20 protein-coding genes are annotated in these 24992 nt (G+C 36.2%); 5 read left to right on the forward strand and 15 right to left on the reverse strand.

All coding sequences use genetic code 11. From position 1 onward, the window contains the following. Positions 1-13: 13 nt before the first annotated feature. The 4 genes from V9G42_01600 (at position 14) to V9G42_01615 (ending at position 3330) form a co-directional block, all read left to right on the forward strand. Positions 14-586, forward strand: a complete 573-nt coding sequence (locus V9G42_01600; protein MEI2758107.1) for a TraR/DksA C4-type zinc finger protein — start codon at positions 14-16, stop codon at positions 584-586. 71 nt (positions 587-657) lie between these two features. Continuing rightward, entirely contained in the window at positions 658-1317 is a 660-nt protein-coding gene (locus tag V9G42_01605; GenBank protein ID MEI2758108.1) for a lipoprotein signal peptidase, read from the forward strand. 474 nt (positions 1318-1791) lie between these two features. Further along, the gene (locus V9G42_01610) at positions 1792-2130 is read left to right on the forward strand and encodes a PadR family transcriptional regulator (protein ID MEI2758109.1); all 339 of its coding nucleotides are present in this window, start codon (positions 1792-1794) and stop codon (positions 2128-2130) included. A gap of 246 nt (positions 2131-2376) precedes the next feature. Beyond that, the gene (locus V9G42_01615; protein ID MEI2758110.1) at positions 2377-3330 is read left to right on the forward strand and encodes a hypothetical protein; all 954 of its coding nucleotides are present in this window, start codon (positions 2377-2379) and stop codon (positions 3328-3330) included. Between the two features lie 331 nt (positions 3331-3661). Here V9G42_01615 and V9G42_01620 read toward each other — a convergent pair whose 3' ends face one another. From V9G42_01620 to V9G42_01660, 9 genes are all read right to left on the reverse strand, one after another. Continuing rightward, on the reverse strand, positions 3662-6181 hold the full coding sequence (locus tag V9G42_01620) for a T9SS type A sorting domain-containing protein (protein MEI2758111.1): 2520 nt from the start codon (positions 6179-6181) through the stop codon (positions 3662-3664). Between the two features lie 318 nt (positions 6182-6499). Then, a complete protein-coding gene (locus V9G42_01625; protein MEI2758112.1) occupies positions 6500-8134 on the reverse strand; it encodes a peptide MFS transporter in 1635 nt (544 codons plus the stop codon). Positions 8135-8196: 62 nt separating this feature from the next. Next, a complete protein-coding gene (gene tmk, locus V9G42_01630; GenBank protein ID MEI2758113.1) occupies positions 8197-8826 on the reverse strand; it encodes a dTMP kinase in 630 nt (209 codons plus the stop codon). A 24-nt stretch (positions 8827-8850) separates the two neighbouring features. Next, positions 8851-9837 carry a bifunctional phosphoglucose/phosphomannose isomerase gene (locus V9G42_01635; protein ID MEI2758114.1) on the reverse strand — a complete coding sequence of 329 codons (987 nt, stop codon included), beginning with the start codon at positions 9835-9837 and terminating at the stop codon, positions 8851-8853. Positions 9838-9919: 82 nt separating this feature from the next. Continuing rightward, a complete protein-coding gene (locus tag V9G42_01640) occupies positions 9920-11704 on the reverse strand; it encodes a DUF885 domain-containing protein (protein ID MEI2758115.1) in 1785 nt (594 codons plus the stop codon). 76 nt (positions 11705-11780) lie between these two features. Further along, entirely contained in the window at positions 11781-13250 is a 1470-nt protein-coding gene (locus V9G42_01645) for an MBOAT family O-acyltransferase (GenBank protein MEI2758116.1), read from the reverse strand. Continuing rightward, positions 13247-14488 (reverse strand): GDSL-type esterase/lipase family protein, encoded by a 1242-nt coding sequence (locus V9G42_01650; GenBank protein ID MEI2758117.1) that lies wholly within the window; start codon positions 14486-14488, stop codon positions 13247-13249. The genes V9G42_01645 and V9G42_01650 overlap by 4 nt, the downstream gene beginning before the upstream one ends. Next, positions 14485-15882, reverse strand: a complete 1398-nt coding sequence (locus V9G42_01655) for a hypothetical protein (protein MEI2758118.1) — start codon at positions 15880-15882, stop codon at positions 14485-14487. The genes V9G42_01650 and V9G42_01655 overlap by 4 nt, the downstream gene beginning before the upstream one ends. Positions 15883-15897: 15 nt before the next feature. After that, positions 15898-16374 carry a glucosaminidase domain-containing protein gene (locus tag V9G42_01660; protein MEI2758119.1) on the reverse strand — a complete coding sequence of 159 codons (477 nt, stop codon included), beginning with the start codon at positions 16372-16374 and terminating at the stop codon, positions 15898-15900. 205 nt (positions 16375-16579) lie between these two features. On the opposite strand from V9G42_01660, the gene V9G42_01665 reads away from it, so the two are divergent. Beyond that, complete coding sequence (locus V9G42_01665; protein MEI2758120.1) at positions 16580-18127, forward strand: IS1182 family transposase; 1548 nt, start codon at positions 16580-16582, stop codon at positions 18125-18127. Between the two features lie 186 nt (positions 18128-18313). Here the strand turns inward: V9G42_01665 and V9G42_01670 are convergent, their stop codons facing one another. From V9G42_01670 to nrfD, 6 genes are read right to left on the reverse strand one after another with little or no spacing between them, the layout of a single operon-like run. Beyond that, a complete protein-coding gene (locus V9G42_01670; protein ID MEI2758121.1) occupies positions 18314-20134 on the reverse strand; it encodes a cbb3-type cytochrome c oxidase subunit I in 1821 nt (606 codons plus the stop codon). Positions 20135-20185: 51 nt separating this feature from the next. Next, positions 20186-21211, reverse strand: coding sequence for a cytochrome c oxidase subunit II (locus V9G42_01675; protein MEI2758122.1), 1026 nt, complete (start codon positions 21209-21211; stop codon positions 20186-20188). 37 nt (positions 21212-21248) lie between these two features. Then, positions 21249-22451, reverse strand: a complete 1203-nt coding sequence (locus V9G42_01680; protein ID MEI2758123.1) for a quinol:cytochrome C oxidoreductase — start codon at positions 22449-22451, stop codon at positions 21249-21251. A 28-nt stretch (positions 22452-22479) separates the two neighbouring features. Beyond that, positions 22480-23085: a c-type cytochrome gene (locus tag V9G42_01685; GenBank protein ID MEI2758124.1), complete on the reverse strand. Its 606-nt coding sequence runs from the start codon at positions 23083-23085 to the stop codon at positions 22480-22482. Positions 23086-23098: 13 nt separating this feature from the next. Next, a complete protein-coding gene (locus V9G42_01690) occupies positions 23099-23611 on the reverse strand; it encodes a DUF3341 domain-containing protein (protein ID MEI2758125.1) in 513 nt (170 codons plus the stop codon). After that, on the reverse strand, positions 23604-24989 hold the full coding sequence (gene nrfD, locus V9G42_01695) for an NrfD/PsrC family molybdoenzyme membrane anchor subunit (protein ID MEI2758126.1): 1386 nt from the start codon (positions 24987-24989) through the stop codon (positions 23604-23606). Before nrfD ends, V9G42_01690 begins: the two co-directional genes overlap by 8 nt. Between the last annotated feature and the right edge of the window lie 3 nt (positions 24990-24992).

Consider the following 24992-nt stretch of genomic DNA (forward strand, 5'->3'; position numbering starts at 1 on the left):
ATCGGCTACATCTATGATTAAACACGTAGAAAAACCGAAAGAATATACACGCAGACGCAGCAATCCTCCAATTGTTAAACCTGCTGCACCTCCACGTACAACACCATTGCGTGAAGACCCTGTTCTTCCTGATGCACCGGTTGCCTCAATTCTTAAAAAACCGGTAGCAATGCTTGACAACAGACCAACAAAGTTGGAAAATAGCCCTGATAAAACCCGCTACAGTGATGCAGAATTAAATGAGTTTCGCGAGTTAATTATTCAGAAATTGACTGATGCAAAAGTTGAGTTGAATAACTTACAGGCATTTCTTAACAACAGCAATGAGCATGGCACTGATGACACTGCATCATCTTTTAAGATGCTTGAAGATGGCAGCGACACTTTAGCAAAAGAAGAAGCAGGGCAGCTTGCTGCACGCCAACGTAAGTTTATTGAGCAATTGGAAAACGCATTGGTACGTATCGAAAACAAAACGTATGGCCTTTGCCGCGTAACAGGCAAGTTGATACCAAAAGAAAGACTTCGTGCTGTACCACACACTACACAAAGCATTGAAGCCAAGGTACAACAGTATCGCAATTAATAATTATTTATAAAAAAATACGAGGGTTGTCAGCTATTTTGGCAATCCTCATTTTATATCAATCCATTCCATTGAAAAAATATATTACGCTTGTTGCCGTCATTCTGATTTTAGATCAGTGTTTAAAATTCTGGATTAAAACCAATATGTATCTCGGCCAGGAATATCATATTGCAGGTAATTGGTTTATTATTCATTTTACTGAAAATAACGGAATGGCCTTTGGTATGGAGTTGTTCGGAAAAAAATTCCTTTCACTTTTCCGTATCGGAGTTATGTTTGCATTAGCCTGGTATGTTTGGCATCTGCATAAAACAAAAGCACATCATATTTACACCACAGCCATGGCATTAATTTTTGCAGGTGCAGTAGGCAATATTATTGACAGTATTTTTTATGGTCGCTTATTTTCATCCAGCGAGTTTGGTGTAGCTGCATTTATGCCCGATGCCGGTGGCTATGCCGGGTGGTTACATGGTAAAGTGGTGGACATGTTTTATTTTCCGATTATTCAAACACACTATCCACAATGGTTTCCGTTCTGGGGGGGTGAAGAGTTTATATTTTTCAGACCGGTTTTTAATATTGCCGATTCAGCAATTACTGCAGGTGTTTTATTAATTATTCTTTTTAACCGTTCTATTTTTAAGCATATAGAAGAAAAATCTCCGGAGCCTACTGCGGAAATGCCATTAGCGGAAAAGGAAGAACAACAAGTTACAGAACAATAGTTTTTCATCACGTTTATTACTGCTACAATAGCACAATATTTACTGCTACATTGTAAATAAATAGGAGTAACTGCATCCTCGTCACATGCACACAATGCTCCCTTTCTGACAAAGACGAATTTATAATATAGATGATTCACATTGTGGTATATTAAAAGACCGTAATGATGCTTTGAAAACATTTATTAATACTCACACCAAAATTCCTAATCTCTATCTCACAAGGCTAAATAATTTCTTCATGGAGCAGTTGGTGTTACTATTGGTGCTTTTGTTACGTGCTTAGCGTTTATTAATAGAATAAATTCATTGGTAAGGTGAAATGCTTTTCAGAATATCTTTAACAATCATTTACCATTGATTGAATTTTTTATTGTGAAAATCAATAAGTTAATAATTATTTTTTAAAAATATTTTTATAATACATAATATTCTTATGTATATTTGTGTTATGTATTCAATATTTATAATATGATCTACTCTTCCGAACTTATAAAAGGCACACTAAAAACCATAATACTAAAACTATTGAAAGAAAACAAAAGAATGTATGGTTATGAAATTACGCAAACGGTAAAAGAACTTACCGGTGGAAAAATACAACTAACAGAAGGCGCTCTTTATCCTTCACTCCATTCACTTGAAGCAGAAGGGATATTAGTAACCGAAACAGAATATATTGGTAAGCGGGTGCGTAAATACTATAAGCTTAGTCCTGAAGGAAAAAACATGACCAAAGAAAAACTGAGCGAGTTTGCCGATTTCATAAACACCATGAAATTTTTACTGGATATAAAAATCAACAATGCATAAATGTATTGCATCACTGAGCAACAGATAACGTTTATACTTAACGACATTAAAGAAAAAGGCGTTGAGATGGAGGACCTGCAGTTAAACCTCCTAGACCATGTTTGTTGTATCATTGAAAATGAGCTGGAAGCAAATGGGGACTTCGAGCAATTCTACTTCGCTACCATTAAAACTTTCTACAAGAAAAGTTTAGGTGAAATTGAAGTAGAAACAATTTCCCTTGTTAACAATAAAAACTATTATGTAATGAAAAAAGTAATGATGATGAGCGGGATTATTTCCGCAGCGCTTTTTAGTCTAGGTATAGCTTTTAAGTTTCTACACTGGCCGGGAGCAAGTGTTTGTATTGTACTTGGTGTAGGTATTTTAAGCCTTGTATTTTTACCATTGGTTCTTACTCTTAAAGTAAAGGAAAAACAAAGTACACGAGACAAATTTCTCCTCTCCATGGGAATGTTAAGTGCTGTTTGTATGATCCTTTCTATCTTGTTCAGAAGTATGCATTGGCCGGGATCCCTTTATTTAGGTTATCTGACCATTATCCTTTTAATTCTGGTCTATTTGCCTGTTCATCTCACATTTGGCATTAAAAATCCTGACACAAAAGTGAATACAGTTGTAACATCAGTACTATTAGTAATAGGTTGCTGTCTGTGGTTAACGCTTGTGGTTTCCCCAAAAGGATTGCAGATGCAAGGAGTAAGAAACACGCAATCAATAATTCGAAACAACGAGCTGTTGCAACAGGAACAACACCAAATTAGTGAACTTATTAAATCACATAAGTCAACATCTCCCCTACTTGAGCAAGGCGAAAAAATTAATGCATTGTGCAATGATATAGTTGAATCATTAGCTCAACACAACACGGGACTTAAAACATATAACCTTGTTCTTGAACAAAAAGATGTGAGTATTAATGACACCTATTTTAATGATTTTTTAAATGAAATACCTGAGGCCGAAAATAAATTGAATGCGTTGCGAAAACTATCAATTCAGTATAACACAGAACAACTTAAGTATGGAGAAAAATTATCGCCTATCCCTCTTACACAAAACATACTGGAGAGTAGTAATGGCCGACATTCAGTTAAAGTAATGCAAGCTTTTACTGATCTTTTTCAAATACAGATGTTTATATTGCAAAATGAGAGGAGACTATTGTCTGCAAAACCAATAACAGCATTATTACAGTAGGTTGTGATAAAGTAAATTATTAAACCCAGATGATACATTAGAAAAAATATAAGGAGCGGTTATTCCAGGCAATGTACAATAAAAAGTATCTTACCAATGTCTTTTATCAACTGTTACACTTAGTTTTAGCATTGGAGTTCCATTAAATGTTATCTGGTTAAATGGACACTGGTAGGTGTAAAAATAAATTCAATATTTTAATTCCAGCACTCTCTGACCGGTAATTTATATCCTCGTCACACTTACATAAATCCGCCCGTCAGACGCGGACAAGTGGAGAAAATTTAGCTGAACAAAAGGTAATTTACTTTTTGTTCAGCTAACATTGTGTTTATCGTTTAACTAATTTGTAGTTTGTAATTCCATTTTCATTGTTTAGTTGCAGAATATACATGCCACTAACAAATTGCTGCATATTCATCACATTCCTACCCTGATGCAATATACCACTCCACAATTGCTTTCCTTCAATAGTCATAATCACTGCATTCTCTGTCTGAGGTAATTCAATTGTAAGATAGCCGTTAAACGGATTTGGAAACACATTATGCCCTTGTTTAAAAACAGTTTGTAAACCAACTGTTGTCATATTAAACACTGCTGACATAGCTGAACAACCGTTTGCATCTGTAAACATTAAAGTGTAGTTTCCGTTTTGTGATGGAACAAAAAAGTTATTTGTAGCACCGGTTATGGCATTACCGTTGTAAAACCACTGAAAAGTACCTGCACTCGTTGATGCCAATAATGAATCGTTAGAAAGTGCAATTGTAGGTACTGCAGGTAATGGGTATGCTGTTACTGTAACAAGAGTTGACATGGCAGAACCACAAACATTAGTTACTTCAACCTCATAATTGCCACTTTGCGTTGCTGTTATTAATTGCGAAGTTGCCAAGGTTGTTCCATTTAGATACCATTGCCAGGTGTAATTATTACCTGATGGTGCTGTAAGTACAACATCTCCTCCTGCACAGAATGACAAAGTCCCTGAAGCGGTTATTGCCGCAATTGGTAAACTGTCTGCTGTCAGTATTACAGCAACGGAAGTATCGCTGCCACATAGGTTACTTTCAACAATAGTATAAACGCCCGCAGCATTTGCAAAATGATTATTGGCAGTAATACCGGGAAGAACATTTCCATTATGTAACCATGTAATACCGGCAGACTGCAAGGAATAGCTAATAAGTACAGAATCACCATGACATAAAGTTGAAGAAACTGCTGTGAGATTTCCTGCAATCGGTGCTGATTGAACGGTAACTGTTTGAACAGACGATGTTACATTACCACAACTGTTGCTCACAACAACTGTATAATCACCGCCATTTACAGCAGTGTAATTTTCTGTTGTAGCACCGGAAATATCAACACCATTCAATTGCCATTGATAGGAATATGTAGAATCATATAACGTAGAAAGTGTAACTGCATTACCTTGACAGATAGATAACGCACCTGAAGCAGTCACCAGAACTGTTGGTAATGGCATAACATTAATCGAAACAGCATTTGATACAACAGTACCACATGAGTTAGTAATATTTAATACAAAGTTACCTGTTGCTGATGCCAAGTAGCTATATGTAGTAGCACCGGAAATATCTGTGCCATTTAGTTGCCATTGATAAGTGTAACCTGAATCACTATTTACTGACTGTAATAATGCCGAGTTGCCACTGCAGAATGCCGATAAACCCTGATTAACAATAGAAGCAACTGCACTGTTCTCTATTCTTAAATCAAATCCATTATCACCGCCTGTCAAAGCAGGACTTGAAGAAACAATTCTGATTCTGTAACCATTTCCTGCAGGTGTATTAGCAGGAATTACTGCACTAATATTTCCAGAAACTCTTGAAGTAACATTTCCAATGTTTACAGCATTTGCAAAGCTGCCGGTGGCATCACTTAACTGTGCTGTAAAAGAATTAGCAGACTGCAAAAACCCAGAACCGTTGAAACTACCGGTAGCTGTGTATGGAATTGATATGCTACTGCCTGCACAGTATGCTGCATTTAAACTTCCGGGTGATACCGTATTGTAATCATCGCGATATAAAATTTCTGTTACTACTTCTAACCCTAAAATTTCTGTTGTTGTAATCTGTAGTACAGGAATAATTTCATTATTTGCCAACCACTTGTATTGTGTTGTCTTAGGTCTGTCTAAAGCAAAATTCAGATTTAATGTGTCAACACTTATAGTATCTTTAATATACAATTGTGTCTTAACTCGTAATGTGTTGTAAGTGCCATGTGGTGTTGTAAGAGTACCCCAACCATCAACATGATTAATTCTTGTCTGCGAAAGTCCATAATAACCTAAACCCGGGAGTCCGATATTCCATGCTGACTGAGAAGTATCTGCATCGTTATAGCTTAATGGCAGGTTGTAAATAATATCATGCTGACTGAAGGCAACCGGCATAGGAATATTCGCAATCTCTGCGCCAAAGCCCACCTGTTTATATACGTTACTTGAACGATAATAAAAATTATATGGATCAGTAATTGTCAATAAAGGGTTTGAAGGCAAAGCTTGTCCGGGTTCTGTCACGTTAGCTCTGTTAGGATTAAATGGCAGATTAGAAAAAAACAAAGAATAAATAAATCCAGTAGATGAAACACTTTGATAAGATTTTAAATCTTGTCCATTGTTCCGGAGGTTACCAAAGCTCCAAGTGTGATTGGCACCAGTAGCACTAAAGTTTATCAATGGATTAACAACAGCTTTTGTGAATCTGGCAGTATCACCAGCCGAAGGCATTTCATTGTTTGTGATACTAATTTGTGCCTGCGAACATAGGCTTCCTAATAAAATAACAGCAGTAGATAGTAACCTCATAATACTCGGATTTTGAATTATACCCATAATATCTCAATTTCCATGCAAGTAATGTTCGTTTTGGGTAAAGGTGTGATATAACCTTGTGAATGGCTGAAATTTTCAAACCAAAAAAATCTCTCTTCTAAAAAGAGTAAAAACATTTTTATCTACCTTACTAATCTGGAATATTAACAGATACATCAAAATGTTATCTGTTATTGTAATAAGAATATATAAAGACTATTTGGAACATCTATAAAAAAATCACCTCTTCTTTAGAGTTTATTCAGGAACAGTATGCAGACAAAGATTTAGAATAAGAACAATAAAACACTATTACGCTCCATGTTCTTTAACAATTTTATTGAGCCATTTAAGCATCAGAAGAATAATCATGGTTGTAATTAACACCAATGCAAAGTTCACCAAGAAGAAGTTTGCTTTATGTTCGTATTCATCCCACATACTTGCAAGCACGCCACTCAATTTATTTCCTATGGAAGTAGATAAAAACCATCCTCCCATCATCAGTGCTGTCAGACGTGGTGGACTTAGTTTTGAAACTAATGACAATGCCATTGGACTTAAACAAAGTTCTCCAACAGTTATTACTCCATAACTTGCAATAAGCCACCACATTGAACTTTTTTCTAACCCATTATGGCAGGCATAAGTGGCTGCAACCATTACCAATGTTGACAATGAGGTAATGAGAAAACCATAAAATATTTTCCAGGTAGTAGAAGGCTCTTTATTTCTGCGTTTGAGATATGCCCAAAAAGCTACTATAACCGGTGTTAGCAACACTACCCAAAATGGATTAATTGATTGCCCTAATTCCGTTGAAATAAGTGTTAGCGACTCACCTTCTTTAGGCAATTTATCTACTGGAATATTCTTGTAATAAAGTGGGTAATCCCATGTTTTAATTGCTTTTTTATTTTCGTCACGTGCCACACGAAACTGACTATCTGTTAAAGGTACAGAATCTTTTGCGTAGGTTACAGTTTGTGTTACTCCAAGTACTTCTGCAACAGGCTCTATACGCTGTGACACTTCGCGATTGGTATAGCTTTCAGCCCAAGTGGTGAGTGCTGTACCATTTTGTTTAAACACGGCCCAAAAAACAATAGCAACAGCAAACACAGCCAGTAATGCTGCCAGTGGTCGTCTGTCTTCTTTGTCAGAACGTAAAAGAATATTTACATAATATCCGGCTACCGGCAATGCTCCCAAAATAAATGCATCTGTAGAGTCGCTTCCAAAAATATTATCAGGAATTATCCAGCCAATATAGCCTGCAATTAATGCAGGTAATAATGTTATGCCCAATATTTTTGATACAGGCATATCTTCGGGTTTTACAGCCTTGCGAACATCGGCATGTGCGAAGTGTTTATTACCAATCCAAAAAATAATAACTCCAATAAACATTCCAATACCTGCAGCGGCAAAAGCTGCACCCCAACTAAAGTTGTTTCGTAAATAGGAGCCGAAAAAATTACAGATAAACGCACCGATATTTATCCCCATGTAAAAAATATTATATCCAGAATCTTTAAGTGGCTTATACTCCGGATCATTATACACATTACCCAGAATGGTTGAAATATTTGGTTTAAAAAATCCATTACCAACGATTATGAGCAATAGCGAAATATAAAATGCAGTCATGCCGGGAATTGCTAAACCACAATATCCTATACCCATTAGAATACCTCCAAGTGTAATAGAAATACGATAACCTAAAACCCTATCAGCAATTAATCCGCCTACAAAAGGAGTCAGGTAAACTAATGCAATGAATGTTCCGAAAATATCTGAAGCTTCTTTTCTATCCATTGCCATGCCACCACGTTGTGTGTCTGTCATGTAAAGGAAAAAAATACCAAGCATGAGATAGAAACCGAATCGTTCCCACATTTCAGATAGGAACAGGTAGGGCAATGCCTTTGGGTGCTTCTTATTCATTTTGAAATGATTTAAAATTTCAGCAATGATAAAAAACTAAACTAAAAAAACAATAAATTTTCTTAGGTATGCAACAAATTTTTTACGATTTTAAAAACTTCGGATGCTACTTGCTGAACCTCATTTTTACCATTAACAAAAGCGATGTTTTCAGATTTTTTTAGTAATTCGAATGCCTTAAGATAATTGCCATAGACTTTATGCAGGTTTTCTTTGGTTTCGTACAGTTCTGTTGAGGTGCGTGAAGTAATAATACGATTAAATGCTGTTTCAGGATCTACATCAACAAAAACATTCAGGTCAGGCTTCAGCAACGCTGCACATTTTGCATTGATAGACATTACCCATTCCATTTCTACATAGGCACTGTGATAGGCATAGGACGAAAAATAATAGCGATCTGTGATTACTGTATAACCTTTTTCAAGCATAGCCAGTATTCCGTTTTCTTTATCTAGCAAATGTTGCAGTCTATCTGCAACAAACAATGCCGCAATAGTATGCTGATCTGCATTTACTGTATGATTAAAAATTGACCGGATGAGTTTACCTGTTTCAAAACTTGTTGGCTCATGTGTTGTATATACTTTATAGCCCGCTTGTTCAAGATTGGTCTTTAGTAATTGCACCTGAGTGCTCTTACCACTACCGTCAATTCCCTCTACTGCGATAAATAAATTTTCTCTTTTCATGCATGACAGGTTCAAACAGAATAATTAATTCAGTTTGGCCATTTCACTTTTAAGGTAGTCAATAACTTTCACTTCTGTACAATCAATATTTCTTATTTCGCTAAGATACCAGCTAATCCAGTCACCAAGGTGAATCAGATAAACAGCCTTTTCAAGTGGGGAATTTCCTTTGCTCCACACTTCGTAAATGTGTGGTGTGTAACGATTAAAAATTTCTTTACAAATTTCCATTCGCTTTGCTGTTCTGAAAAAATCATCTTTATCTCTGAACAACACTACTGCAACATCATGATGGGGCTGTGTCCACCCTACCAATTCATTGTGTGTCATTTCCGGAAAGACATGATGCCAACACAACATCTTTCCATTTTCCTGAACTTGTTGTCTGAAACGAACAACAACGCCTTCATTATTGGAAGCAGAATAAATTACCGGAATTTTTCCAATCAGTTCTGATGCCAGTTTATGTGATGCTGTTTTGATGTTTTGAGATTCAGCTTCTATAAGTTCAATGGCTTTTTTTAAGGATGATTTAAAAGCATCACCAATGAGATTAAAAGCATGCAGTATATAAAAAAGTTGTGTTGACGAATATCCATAGCAGGAACGTGGTGGCATGCCTCCGGGAATTAATATATGATCCAACCCATGTTGTTTCGCTAAGTCCACTGTTTTACCTCCCGAACTAACACATACAACTTTTGCGCCTTGTTTAAGAGCCATTTCCATGGCATGAAGAGTCTCTTCTGTATTTCCTGAGTAAGAACTCACAACTACCAGAGAATGTTTATTTACAAACGCAGGCATAAAATAATCTTTGTTCACTAAAAACGGAATGGGCATTTCTTTTTCACACAACTGCGACACGATGGTTCCTCCAATACCGGAACCTCCTAGTCCGGTTACCAATACATTTTTTATTTCATGTGGCCAGCTTGTTGCTTTAAAAGTCTCGCCAATAGTCATGGCCTCACGCAGTTGAGCCGGAAATTTTTCGATTAGTTGCTTCATATCCATACAGCAGAAAAACTTAAAATGTTATGCTGCAAACATAAGCTATTTGTATGAAAATTTATACTTAGCAATAGTTATTTCAACCTTGCTTTTTCTGCTCTTTAATCCATAGGTCAATGGATTTTTCCAATACGCTAAGCGGAAGACAGCCATAAGAAAGTAGCTGATCATGAAATTTTTGAATATTGAATTTATCTTTCAACTCCTTTTCAGCTTTATGTCGCAATTCAATAATTTTTAATTGACCTATTTTATACGACAATGCCTGACCCGGTATTGCCATGTAGCGTTCAATTTCTGCAGTAATATCAGCCTCACTTTCCATTTCATTATCCAATGAATATTGAATTGCTTTTTCACGAGACCAACCTTTAAGGTGAATACCCACATCTACAACCAAACGGATGGCTCTGTGCATTTCCTCGCTCAGGCTTCCAAAATATTGATAGGGATCTGTATATAAACCTAACTCTTTTCCGAGTGACTCTGTATATAAAGCCCATCCTTCACCATAAGCTCCAAACCATCCAAAGCGTCTGAATTCCGGTAGTGATGTGTTTTCTTGCTGCAAAGAAATCTGATAATGATGCCCGGGGATGGCTTCGTGCAAGAATAAATCTTCCATACCTACAACATTATATTTTGTTGCATCCAAAATAGGCACATAAAAAACACCCGGTCTTGACCCATCAGGAGCAGCAGTATTATATTCGGCACTTGCAGATGCTGCACGATAGGCCTCTGTTTGTCTGACTTCAAAAGCTGCTTTAGGAACATGATTAAACAGTTTTTTCAACTGCGGTTTCATTCTGTCTTCAATTGCAAGGTAAGCTTCAATTACATCAGAATCCTTTTTAAATGGAAAAAATTGTGAATCTGTGTGAATGAAATGAAAAAATTCTTTCAGTGAGCCTTTAAATCCGGTTTCAGCTTTAATTTTATCCATCTCCGAATGTAAACGTTCAACTTCTTTAAGGCCTACATTATAAATCTCATCAGGGGTCATGGTTGTTGTTGTCCATTTATTAGCAAGCCAGGTATAATATTCTTTTCCTTCCGGAATATTAGAAATACCGGCAACAGTAAGACAAGCCGGAAGATAAACTTTCTCTAAAAATACTGCCATCTTTTCAAAGCTAGGATTTAGCTCCTGTAAAATAGCTTTTGAATAAACATCTGTTAATCGCTTTTTATCTGCATCAGAAAAACTATCGGGCATGTTTTTAATTGGTCCGTAAAAAACACTTTCTTCAACTTTACTTGCAATGAGTGATTTATACTGAGGAATTGTTCTTTCAATGAGAATGCGTGGAGGTACAACACCTTGCAACATTCCCCTCTTCATATTACTTATAGAAGTATCCTGATAGGCTACAAAGGCCGAAATACGTTTCAGAAAATCATCATAGTCTTTTACAGTTTTAAATGGCTGAGAGCCGTTTCCGGAGCCTAATTGAGAGAATGTCAGATGCATACCCCAAAACTGATTTACAGGCATCAGATTTGAATGGAATCTTAAGCCTTTTTCTTCTATTTCCAGGGTGTATTGCAAAACCTCATAGCTTATCAAATCCTGACCAGTCAATTCAGGCTTGTTAATGGTCAGTAGTTTCTCTGAGTAACGGTGATAGAATTGACGAAGTGTATCTATATAAGCATCGCTGATATCAATTGGCAGTAAATCATTATAACGATTATCGGAATTTGCTGTAGCTTCAAGAGGAAAATAATGCATTCGCTCTTGATAATAACCATCAGTAATTTCTTTCAGCAGAACAGATGTATCTTTTATTGACTGTTTTCTATTCTCGGTTGTACATGAGCTAATAAAAAATACACAAGCTGCCACTAGATACTTTTTCATTTTACCTCCAATTTGAAAAACCAAATTTAATATTAATAATAAATAATAAATATCGAATATTGTCTAGTATTCTTTATCAGAATTGGAGATAAACCGGCATGACAGGATCGGCCTGTTTAAGGACAATAACAATAATTATTACTGCAGTAGCTACAGATGCCTTCAGTAGCCAATGCCATTTTTCTGTGTATTTGATAATAAATTCATTCCATCGCATTGGAAAAAAGTGCAATACAAATCCCAGTAACATCACTACTAGCACTTCGCTATAATTGGTGCTGAATAGTTTCCAGCCTTCAGAATAAAAGTTAAACACAATCTGATGAATCATGTTAAAACTGTCGTTAAAGGTTTTGCACTTAAAAAATATCCAGCAAAGACAAACAAAATGAAATGTAATAAAGACACCGGCAAGGTGTGTTATACGGCCTGAAAAATGTGAAGGGAAAGCTGACTTCCACAATTTATGAAATGCCAATGCCACACCATGTAATGCTCCCCAAAAAATAAAATTCAGACTGGCTCCATGCCATAGTCCTCCAAGCAGCATGGTTATAAATAAGTTTATGTAGGTTCTCACTTCACCTTTACGATTACCGCCCAAAGGAATATAAAGATAATCGCGTAACCATGATGAAAGAGAGATATGCCATCTGCGCCAGAATTCTGTAATGGAAGCCGATTGATATGGTGCAAGAAAGTTAATATTGATATCTATTCCCATCCATTTTGCAATACCTATTGCCATGTCACTATATCCAGAAAAGTCACAATAGATAACCAATGCATAGCCATACACCGCAAAAAGGCATTCCATACCTGTGTGTCGCAAAGGGTCATCAAACACATACTGAACAAGATTGAGATAAATAAAATCTGAAATAACCACCTTCTTAAATAATCCTGTTAGAATTAAAAACAGACCTTTAGAGACATCATGTGCAGTGAGTGTAATACCTTTTCTTATCTGTGGAATAAAATCTGCCGCACGAACTATTGGCCCCATCATCAGTTTTGGAAAAAATGAAAGAAAAAACAGGTAGTCAATAAATCTTTTTACTGGCACAAACTGTTTTCTGTAAACATCAATAGTATAACTCAGATTCTCAAAAGTATAAAATGATATTCCTATGGGCAGATAGACATCTATTGGCTGAACATTTCCGGCTAGTACGGCATTATACAAATCAATTAGCAGGTTGGTATATTTGAAATATGCCAGAAGTCCAAGATTGATTACAACACTGAAAACGAGCAATGCTTTTCTTCGAAAATCGGATGTTGCGCTGTGAATTAAATTACTGAGGTTAAAATCAACTATTGCTGCCACAAGAACCAATAGAACATAAACACCTGATGCTTTGTAAAAGAAATAAAGTGAGAAAAGCGTCACTGCAACAATTCGTACAGTTCCTGTTCGCTGCAATAGTCTGAAAACAAATAAAAACAACAATAAATAAAAAATAAAAAATGAGCTGTTGAAAAGCAATGGATTTGCTTTATCATATAAAAATTGTTGCCCAAGTTCTTCCCAGTCTATTGTCATTGATAAGATAATGGTTTAAGAATTGCCTGAAGCAACATTAATCCTTGCATTTCATATCCTGCACGGTTCAGGTGAATTCGTCTGGCATCACTCATTTTATTTTTTGCAAAACGAAACATACTTCCTTTTCCCCCTGAACATTCATAAAGATCAAAAAATGCAATTTTATTTTCTAAGCAATATTTCTGAAGGAGATTTCTGATTGTAATTACATTTGGGTTTGGCGCAAACACACCTCGTCTGATACGTTTGCATGATTCTTGCGGTGAGGTAATTAATATTGATGCTGATGGTGAAACATACCTGAGTTTGGCTATAAAGGAATCTACTGTCTGAATAAATACTGTTCCATCAAAATTCTTTGCAAAAGCCTCGTTCGTGCCAAATGAAAGTATATAGAGATCAGCATTCAGTTCTGGTACTTGTTCAAAAAACAATGGTTGACCAAGAAAGCTTTGGTACTCTGCACCATTTACACCAATATTATGATAGACAACACCCGAGCTATCATTCAACAGGTTTAAACCAAATAAAGCAAAAGATGTGTCTGAATTGATTTTAATCTTACAGTTTGATAAATAGTTAAGTAATCTGAATTCTTTAATTCCAGTTGCAAGCTTTATTGGATTCACAGCTTCTGTTATTTCCAGACTATCGCTTGCAGTCATACCGGTGCTATCAGGTTTATAAAAAACCTGTACACTGTTAAATTTATAATCTATACCTTCATTATTTCGCAAACTAATACCTACAGATGGATTACTATCGTTTGTTGTTACTGAAAATCCGCTTATGCCTGTTGCAAGAGAATCTTTAGTAACAACATTTCTACTTCCATTCCAGATATTTTGAGAAAAAGAAACATAGTCATGCGGGCCATTAGAACGTGCAAGTCTGTAGGGAAACACCATTCCTCTGCCCGCATTACCATAGCGTTGTTGCAAGCCTCTGCGAACCATTCCTGAAAAATATCCTGCCTGCAAATGCGAATCGCCAATATGCACAATGTTAATTTTATTTCCTTTGGATTTACAATACAACAGTTTATTATAAAAATTCTTCAAAGCCTCCTGTTGCTCAATAATTGCTGAGTCAGGCTTAAGAAATTTCAATAAAGACATTTTTTGTGCAATAAATTTTTCGTATTGCAACACAGGCATTGTAGTATCGGAATCATTTTGTGCATGACAACTTGTACAAAATATCAACAGAGAAAGAATTAAAAGTGTTCTTATCATTGTTTTGCCTGAGGATCAATTATTGTATCTTTTTTCACTTCCATAACACTCACTGTTTTACTATATCTATCATAGCTTTTAATAATATCATCATACAGCATTCCGGCAATTTTTCTTCCTCCTGCAAAATTAGGATGCGTGTAATCTAAATTAGCCAATCGCGGATTACCCTCAGCCCAACCCACCATGCTGTTATAACCTCCCATTGCTTCATATAAATTATAAAAGGCTACATTACTTCTTTGTGCAATTCGTTTTTGCAATTCTACAAATACCGGAATATCCGGTTCTGTTTCATAGCCATCTTCTGCACGATAACTTTTATCTCCAACACTCATTATTAGTATTGATGCATCTGGGAATGCTTCTTTAATGTAGTTTAATGTTTTCTGAAAAGAAGAAGCATACCAACTATAATTTTTAATATCATGTGCTACTACATTTAAACCATAGCTCAGAATTATCAGTTTGTAATTTTCTTTTGTTCCAAGATTTTTTAATTCCCCAAAAGGAATATTTGAAAGCGGAATACCAGAATTTCCCCGAAATGAAAAATTATCTACATAAACACCCTTGCCATTGTCGAAGTAAAGCCCATGTATCTCGCAACCCGGCTTCTCAAAAGTTAATTTTATTCCTTTTATAGTTTTGTTCTTTACCAATTCAATTTCTTTAAATGCAGTAACACTATCAATCGGAAAAACATCAGCAGTGTCTTCATTCAGAATAAAACTTGCTGCCGGGCACTGCCGACAAATTATTTTTACTTCAGAATAGACAGGGTATAATCTGCTTGTTTTGTAATCAACCCAGCTACCTTTTGACGAAACAAAGCTATATCCTCCAATTCCAAGTTTAAAATTTTGCCTTGGCTTTTTTATAAAACTATAAACCTGCCAGTCGTCAGAAAAAGTTTGTCTTATTGTTTGTCTGAATTGTGCTACCGGTGAAGTAACAGGAACAAAACCAACACCGCTGCCACCAAATAATTTTTGCATTAATTTTCTAAAATCCTGTGTTACCAAATCTCCTTCAATCATTGAATCACCGAACCAAGCAATCCTGATTTTTCCATTTTCATTTTCATTATTGTGTAATGCTTCAAAAAATTCAGATAAATCAAGTTCACCAATTTTGTAATTTACTTTAACGGACGATGATTTAGCTGTGTCTTTTAATACCGGCTTAATTGTGTCATTCTTAAAAAATACGGAATCATTAACAATTGCTAAATTTTGTGTCTCATCTTTTTTACTTTTCTTATTAACAATATCGCTATAGAGGTTAATTTTTTTACTTCCTTTCAGATAATTTGGCATTACTGATATAGCAGATAATATTACTGTAATGAAAAACAGAATTTTTACAGGTTCATTATTTCGGAATTTTTTCACAGCTTTTTATTGACTTTACTGAGCAGTACGAGCTTTAACCAATTTTAACACCTTAATGTAATGAGGAGAACGAGCGTATTTTATTCGTTTCAGAAAATCATAATAATTTTCTGAATGGTTTGTATAAAATTTATCTTGCCATTTTTTATAATAATCAACACTTGCTTGCCAATTGATAAAACTCATATAGTGTTTTGTAAAACGAAAGGCAAAAAGATTGTTTTTATCCATTAGAAGTTTGGCTTTGAAGTGTCCTGTTTCGAGCAATGCTTGTTTTAATACTATATCAGAATTTAAAACTCCAATACTGTCCATATAATTTTTAACATCATTAATATTTATTCTTGGTTTATTATAATACTTCTCCTTTTTATGCTTCTTGGCAACAACTTTTGTAGAATCAGAAAATGCAAACAGAGTTCCGCTATTGAATATTGCAGCAATCAAAAAAAGAAAAGTGTATTGTTTGATATTATTAAAAAAAAACTTCATTGGTGCAAAATTATCAATTTATATATGCCTTTAGTGCTGACTTTTACTCTTTGTAATAACGCTGAAAAAGTATTTAAAAACAGAAGAGGCTGTCTCAAAAGTAGGCAGCCTCTTTTGATTTTTTAGAAAATCAAAGGTTATTAACAAAAAAAGAATAGTTATCCAAAAGGGAAAGAAGGAAAGGTGATGCAACTAAATTTGTTGCATGAGCAAAACCAATATAGTATTCAAACCATATCAGTTTAATCCGCAAATGTTGTTGCCACCGAGTTTTGATGAACTCATTGATAAGAATCATCCGGTGCGTGTAGTACAACAAATCATCAGCGAAATTAAAATAGATGGGCTGATTGATCAGTATAAAGGAGGTGGTACAAGTTCATATCATCCACGTATGCTATTAAGCGCCATTGTGTTCGCTTATTTAAGCAATACGTACAGCAGTCGTAAAATAGAAGCGGCCCTGAAAGAGAACATCCATTACATGTGGCTAACGGGTATGAGTACACCGGATCATAATACGATTAACCGTTTTCGCAGTTCGAAATTAAAAAATGAGATTAAAGAAATATTTGCCCAGGTGGTAACCCTGTTGGTAAAGGAAGAACTGGTTAGTATAGAAGAAGTTTATACCGATGGCACCAAGATAGAAGCCAATGCCAACAAATACACCTTTGTGTGGGGCAAAGCCATCAAAACGCAAAAGGAAAAAATAGCAAAACAGTTAGAAGCGTTGTGGAACTACAGCCAGCAAGTTGCCGTAGAAGAATTAAAAGATACCGAACCGATTGATTTTAAGAACATCGATGCAGCAAAAGTAAAAGCTGTGGCAGCGCAGATTGATGAGGCATTGAAAAACAAACAGGTTGAAAAAAAAACTCTTGACCAAATCAAAAAAGCAAAAACCGATTTTGTAAAGCGCATGGAAAAGTATGAGCAACAAGAGGCCATACTGGGTAATCGAAACAGTTACAGCAAAACCGATCCGGATGCAACTTTTATGCGTATGAAGGAAGACCACATGCGTAACGGACAACTTAAAGCCGGATATAATTTACAAGCCAGTTCATGTCCCGGTAAAAAAATATTTTGTGTGAACTACAGCTTGCATCAAAAACCAACCGACACCACTACTCTCATTCCGCACATCAATCAATATCAACAACTTTACGGTAGTTATCCAAAGAGCATCACAGCAGATGCCGGATACGGGTCGCACGAAAACTATCAGTTCCTGCAAAACAACAGCATTGAGGGCTATGTTAAATACAACACCTTTGATAAAGAACAAAAGCGCAAAGCCACCTATAAGAAAGGATTTAAGAGTGATGAACTTTATTACAATAAGGAGCAAGATTGCTACTACTGCCCAATGGGTCAACGCATGCAATACATCAGTACTTCAACACGCACAACCGAAAATGGATATACACAACAGGTAAAAAAATACCAGACGCAAAACTGCAACGGATGCCCGTTAAGAAGCGTATGTCATCAATCAAAAAACAACAGAACAATCGAAGTCAATCAGCAACTGATCCAACTGAAAAATAAAGCCAATGAAAATTTGAAAAGTGAACAAGGCATCGCCCATCGAAAAAAAAGATGCTACACCATAGAGCCTGTGTTTGCTTGCCTCAAGCAAAACAAAAATTTTAAACGGTTCATGCTGCGATCTATTCCTAAAGTAGAGATAGAGGCCGGATTGTGCCTGATCGGATTTAATCTCAAACAAAAAGCACTCTTGAACTGAAAAAAATCAAAAAAAGGATGTCATAATCATTAAAAACATCTCCTAATGCACCATAACGTCCTTCAGGAATAAAAATAAAACTTGATTTCTTTTTAATCATCTGCCTCTATAAAGCAGTATATAAAAAAAGGCTGCCTCAATTTATTGTTTTGAGACAGCCTCTTCAGAAATAATTATTAATTCACGTTACTCTTCACCCGGAAGGTTTGAGTTTTTTGTTTGCGAAAAAGGAATTGTTTGAGGAATATAATCATCATCTGCGCCTGGTTTACTGTAGTCATAAGGCCAACGATAAACTGTTGGTACAGGACCACTCCAATTGCCATGAATACCTGTTCCTGCAGGCGATGTCCATTCAAGTGTATTACTATGCCATGGATTCTGAGGTGCTTTCTTTCCTTTAAAGATGGAATAGACAAAGTTGAAAAGAAAAATAACTTGTGCAATTGCCGCAAGGAAAGCAAAAAGAGTAATTATTGTGTTTATATTTAAAAACACATCAAAACCTTCATAAGCAGAATTTGAATAATATCTTCTTGGAACACCACCAAGTCCTATAAAGTGCATTGGGAAAAATACACCATAAACAGCTATCAGTGTCAGCCAGAAATGTACATAACCTAAGGTTTTATTCATCATTCGGCCAAACATTCTAGGAAACCAATGATAAACACCGGCTAACATTCCAAATATTGCTGATGCACCCATTACAACGTGAAAGTGGGCAACAACAAAGTAGGTATCATGTACATTGATGTCTAATGCTGAATCACCAAGAATAATTCCGGTCAATCCACCGGAAATAAATAACGACACCAATCCAATTGCAAAACACATGGCCGGTGTGAGTTGTATTTTTGCTCGCCATAAAGTAGCTAAGTAATTAAACACTTTAACAGCTGAAGGAATTGCTACAAGTAATGTGGTAAATGTAAATACAGCCCCAAGGAAAGGATTCATTCCTGTTACAAACATGTGGTGTCCCCATACAATACATGATAAAAATGCAATGGCCATTAATGAGCCAACCATGGCTTTGTACCCAAATATTGGTTTACGACCCATTGTTGACAACACTTCAGATGTCAAACCAAATGCAGGAAGTATGATAATATATACTTCGGGGTGACCTAAGAACCAGAACAAGTGCTCATACAACACAGGACTTCCACCTGATTGTGGTAAAGCTACTCCGCCAATAAAAATATCTGAAAGGTAAAAACTTGTTCCAAAACTTCTGTCAAATACCAAAAGTAATGCTGCTGCAAAAAGAACCGGGAATGTCAATACACCAAGTATTGCAGTAATAAAGAATGCCCATACTGTTAATGGAAGCCTGGTCATACTCATTCCTTTTGTACGAAGATTGATTACCGTACAGATATAATTGATACCCCCAAGTAACGACTGGACAATAAAGAAAACCATACTCACCAACCAAAGTGTCATACCAAGGCCAGAACCCGGCATTGCTTGTGGTAAGGCACTTAATGGTGGATATACTGTCCATCCTCCTGCTGCTGGGCCTGTTTCAATATAAACGGAATAAGTCATTACTGCGCAAGACAGGAAGAAAAACCAAAAGCTTAGCATATTTAAAAAGCCCGATGCCATATCACGTGCACCAACTTGTAAAGGAATAAGCAGGTTACTGAAAGTTCCGCTAAGTCCACCTGTTAAAACAAAGAACACCATAATGGTTCCATGTATTGTTACAAGCGCCATATAGAATCCCGGATCTAGTCTTCCACCTTTACCCCATTTACCAATCAAACTTTCCAGAAAAGCAAATTTGGTATCAGGAAATCCTAATTGCAAACGAAATATTAATGACATGTACATTCCGAAAAATGCCATAATGATTGCTGTAATCAGATATTGTTTGGCAATGGTTTTATGGTCCTGGCTGAAAATATATTTTGTCCAGAATGTTTCGTGATGTTCGTGATCATGTGTGTGATCATCGTGATGTTCTATTGCAACATCTGCTGTATGTTTTACGTCCATTATACTATTATTCTTAGCCTAAATTATATTGAACAAAAGAAATTATCAAATTTAAATTGTTTCACTGCTGTTTGCAGTATTGTTTAATGTACTCACCGGAGGTGCAGCTTTAACTTCAGAAGCTTTTTTCTGTGATTTCAACCATGCTTTAAAATCAGCAGGTGTGTCAACCACCACTTTCATTTTCATGGTGTAATGTGCAACACCACAAATTTTGTTACAAAGCAACACATAGTCAAACTTATCATTACCTGTAATCTTTCGCATTTCAGCTGTGGTAATTGTAGGTTTAAATGAGAAAAACGTATTCATACCGGGTACTAAGTTCATTTGTGCTCTGAAGTGTGGAAAATATGCGCTGTGAATTACGTCACGTGCATTAAATTGAAATTTCAATTCCTGTCCAAGTGGAATATGCATTTCATTGCCTGTTGTATAGATATCATCTTTTACAGCGGGATCATTTGCATCTAATCCTAATGGATTATCATCAGTAATGAGTTTATAGTTGGATTTTCCCAGTGTATTATCAGGTCCGCTAAAACGGGTAATCCATGCAAACTGATATCCATAAACCTGAACATTCATGCTGTTTTCTTTTTCAGAAAAGATACCGTTCCATTGTTTCAAACCGGTAATGATCAAAGTAGTTAATACAATTGTTGGAACTATTGTCCAGATTAATTCAAGTTTATAGTTTTCAGGATAAAAATAAGCTTCATGCTTTTTGATATCTCTATACTTATAAGAGAAATAAAACAAAGCTATTTGAGTGATAAAGAAAACTATACCAATGATTGCCCAGTTAATATTTAAAAGTTTATCCAATCCAACACCGTGTTCAGATGCAGAGACCGGAAGCAAATGTTTGGAATAGTCAATTGTAAGATAAATTATAAGACCAAGACCAAGAACCATAAATACAATAAAACCATACCCATTGGAATTATTGTGTCTAATCTCTTCTTCTTGTGAGTCACTGCTACCGGTTAGTTCCGAGGATAATTGTACAATAGTCATTAGTCTAACTAAAACAAGAATGCCAAGCAGGATTGATATTGTTATTAAAAGTGTCATGTCTTAATATTACAGATTTGTGTTAAAGTCTTTTATATTATAAAATAAAATGCTCGCTCTCCTGAAGCATTGGATGTTTCTGAGGAAGGAGTGATAATTTGCTAAGTGCATTAAATACAACGAATATAAACATTCCCATAAAACCAATGGTTGTACCAATTTCCAGGATTCCTATTGTACCTTTTTCGTGCATAATTCCCGGCACTACCATCAGATAGGTGTCTATCCAGTGGCCAACAAAAATTACAGAGCCTAATATTGCCAATAAACGTAATTTTCTTTTTGCATCACGAGTCATTAAAATTACAAAAGGAAGAATGAAGTTAACTAAAAAGTTGGTTACAAAAAGAGTTTTGTAATAGTCTTGTCTTTCCATAAAATAGGTTACTTCTTCGGGAAGGTTAGCATACCAAATGAGCATGAACTGTGCAAACCATAAATAGGTCCAGAATATACTGAAAGCAAAAATAAACTTGCCTACATCATGTAAGTGATTTTCGTTTAAATGATGCAGATATCCCTGACTGCGCAGATAAACAATTATTAGAGCAATTACACCTAGTGAACTAACAAAAATTCCTGAAAAAGTGTACCAGCCATACAGTGTGCTAAACCAGTGTGAATCTATTGACATTACAAAATCCCAGGCAGAGGTTGATGAGGTAACTGCAAAAAGAACAAGAAAAATAATACTGAGTTTACGACTACGGTTATGATGTTCTATAGCACCTGTTAAATCTTCTTTCATTGCATGTTTACGCAACAAAACTGCGAAGCCATACCATATAACAAAGTATGCCACCATTCGAATTAAGAAGAATGGGACATTTAGGTATGCACTTTTACCTGCTAAAATTTCATCATAATCCGGATTGGGTTTTCCATCAGGCAATGTTTCCATAACTAACTCATGGTGTGTCCAATGCCAGATATGATGACCTGCGGCAAAAAATAAAATGAGCATAATGACACCACTAATCCAAAGGTATTGCGACATAGCTAATGGAATTCTAATGATGTAAACACTCCAGCCAACTTCTGCAGCATATTGTACTGCGTAAAAAAACAAGCCACCTAATGCTATGGTTAAAAAGTAAAAGTTGTTGTGCATGAGGTTTGCCCATGTTTGATCCGGATTTGTAGCAAAGCTTATTCCAATTGAAATTGCACCTATCGCCATGAGAATAAACGAAAGGGTTTTCAGCTTACTTGAAAAGGTATATGTGAGATTGTCCTGCATAGTATTATCTTAAATAGGCTGCGTTATGTTATTTATTTTGTGCGGTAGCCGAACTGTCAGTAACAACTGCTCCAGGTTCGTCTCCCTGTAAATGGTTAATGTATAAAATAATTTTCCAACGGTCATCTGCACTTACCTGTGCTGCATGCGATCCCATGAGGTTTCTACCGTAAGTGATAGTGAAAAACATTTTCCCATCAGGTAGGTCCTTAATTGCCGCACTTGTATAAGACGGTACAGGGAATGGGTCTCCTTTAATTTTAAGCCATCCTTTACCATCACCTTTTTCACCATGACAATGGGCACAATAAGTATTAAATTCCGTTTTACCCCGTTCCATATTTTCTGCTGTAGATTGAAAAGGATTTTTTAACTCCAAACCTGCTGCCTCATATCCTTCATTGGTATTGGGGTAATTAAAGTCAACGTACTGACCTCTGGCAACTGTTCCGGCAACGGGTGCCAATGCAGAAACACTATCTTTTGTGATATGCGATGGAGAATACGCTACCACCGCTGGTGTACGATACATATCAGGCATATATTCCAAGCCCGGTGATTGTTTATCGCCACAGGCGCCAAGCAATAGCATGCTGCTTATTATTACACTTAAATATTGGTATGTTTTTTTCATCCGATTTAATTCTTTATGATCTTATTTCCACTGCACCAACTTGTTTCAACGATTCGCGAATAGCAGTTTCATCACTTACTTTTCCTTCAACAGTTAAAACAAAATGATCGTCATGCATTCTATCATGTATAACATTAGGAGTAACTCCGGGTAGTAATTTGCTTCGCAGGTAGAATGTAATCACCATGCCATGTGCCGCACATAAAACTGTAAACTCAAAAGTTATGGGGATAAATGCAGGGATATTCTTATATAAGTTCCAACTTGGTTTACCACCAATATCCATTGGCCAATCCCATATATTCATGTACCACATCATTAAAAGTGCTAAGCATGTGCCGGTTGCACCATATAAAAATGAAGCGATGGAAATTCTGGTACGTTTAAGGCCTAAGGCACTATCAAGGCCGTGTACAGGAAATGGCGAATAGGCATTGGTACATTTAATACCTTTTGATTTTAGTTCTTTAATAGCATTTAAAAGAACTTCATCATCATTAAAAATGCCATGCAGTTGTTTAGTCATGATGTTGTACTCCTTTCTTTGATTGAGAGCCGGATGACTTCAAAATAGTTTTTAATTCGCTCATTGCTATAACAGGGAAATATCGTGTAAAGAGTAAGAAGGGAACAAAGAACAAACCTATCGAGCCGATAAAAAGGCCTATCTCAACCCACGTTGGATGAAACATTGTCCAACTTGATGGAACAAAGTCTCTGTGTAATGAAGTTACGATAATTACAAAACGTTCGAACCACATACCTATGTTTACAATAATTGATAAGAAGAATGTTACGAAAAGGTTTCTTCTGAGTTTACTGCTCCACATTAATTGCGGTGAAATTACGTTACAAGTCATCATACTCCAGTAAGCCCACCAGTAGGGTCCGGTTGCACGATTAATAAATGCATATTGTTCAAATTCTACACCTGAATACCATGCAATGAAAAACTCAGTCAGATAAGCACATCCCACAATAGAACCGGTAATAAGAATAATCCTGTTCATCATGTCAATATGATAAATTGTAATATACTCCTCTAAGTTTAATACTTTACGTGTAATTATCAGCAGTGTTTGAACCATTGCAAATCCCGAAAAGATAGCTCCTGCAACGAAATACGGTGGAAAAATTGTTGTATGCCATCCCGGAACCAATGCTGTTGCAAAGTCCATTGATACTACAGAGTGTACCGAAAGAACCAGCGGTGTTGAAATACCTGCCAGTACTAAAGAAACCTCTTCAAATCGCTGCCAGTTTTTAGCTGAACCCACCCATCCCATACTCAAGGCTGAATACCAGAATTTACGAGCTTTGGTTTTTGCACGATCGCGAACTGCTGCAAAGTCTGGAATCAATCCGGTGTACCAAAAAACTAATGATACAGAGAAATAAGTTGAGATTGCAAAAACGTCCCATACCAATGGAGAATTAAAGTTTACCCACAATGAACCGAATTGGTTTGCAAAAGGAAGTGGCCAATAGGCAACCCATGGTCGGCCCATGTGTGCTACAATAAATGACGCAGCACAGATTACGGCAAATATTGTCATTGCCTCTGCAGAGCGGTTAATTGATAACCTCCATTTCTGACGAAACAATAATAAGATTGCAGAAATCAAAGTTCCTGCGTGACCAATACCTACCCACCAAACGAAGTTGGTAATATCCCAAGCCCAACCAACAGTTTTGTTCAGACCCCAAACACCAAGTCCTGTTCCAACGGTATAAGCTACACAAATAATCCACCATAAAAGTGCAGCACAAGCAACACTAAATACCATCCACCAGTATTTGTTGGGTTTAGATTCTATAGGTCGGCAAACATCCTCAGTTATATCATGGAGCGTTTTATCTCCTTCGATGAGTGTCGGCCTAAGCGGTGATTCTACATTCGACATATT

The sequence above is a fragment of the Bacteroidia bacterium genome (assembly GCA_037045145.1).
GTDB lineage: Bacteria > Bacteroidota > Bacteroidia > AKYH767-A > OLB10 > OLB10.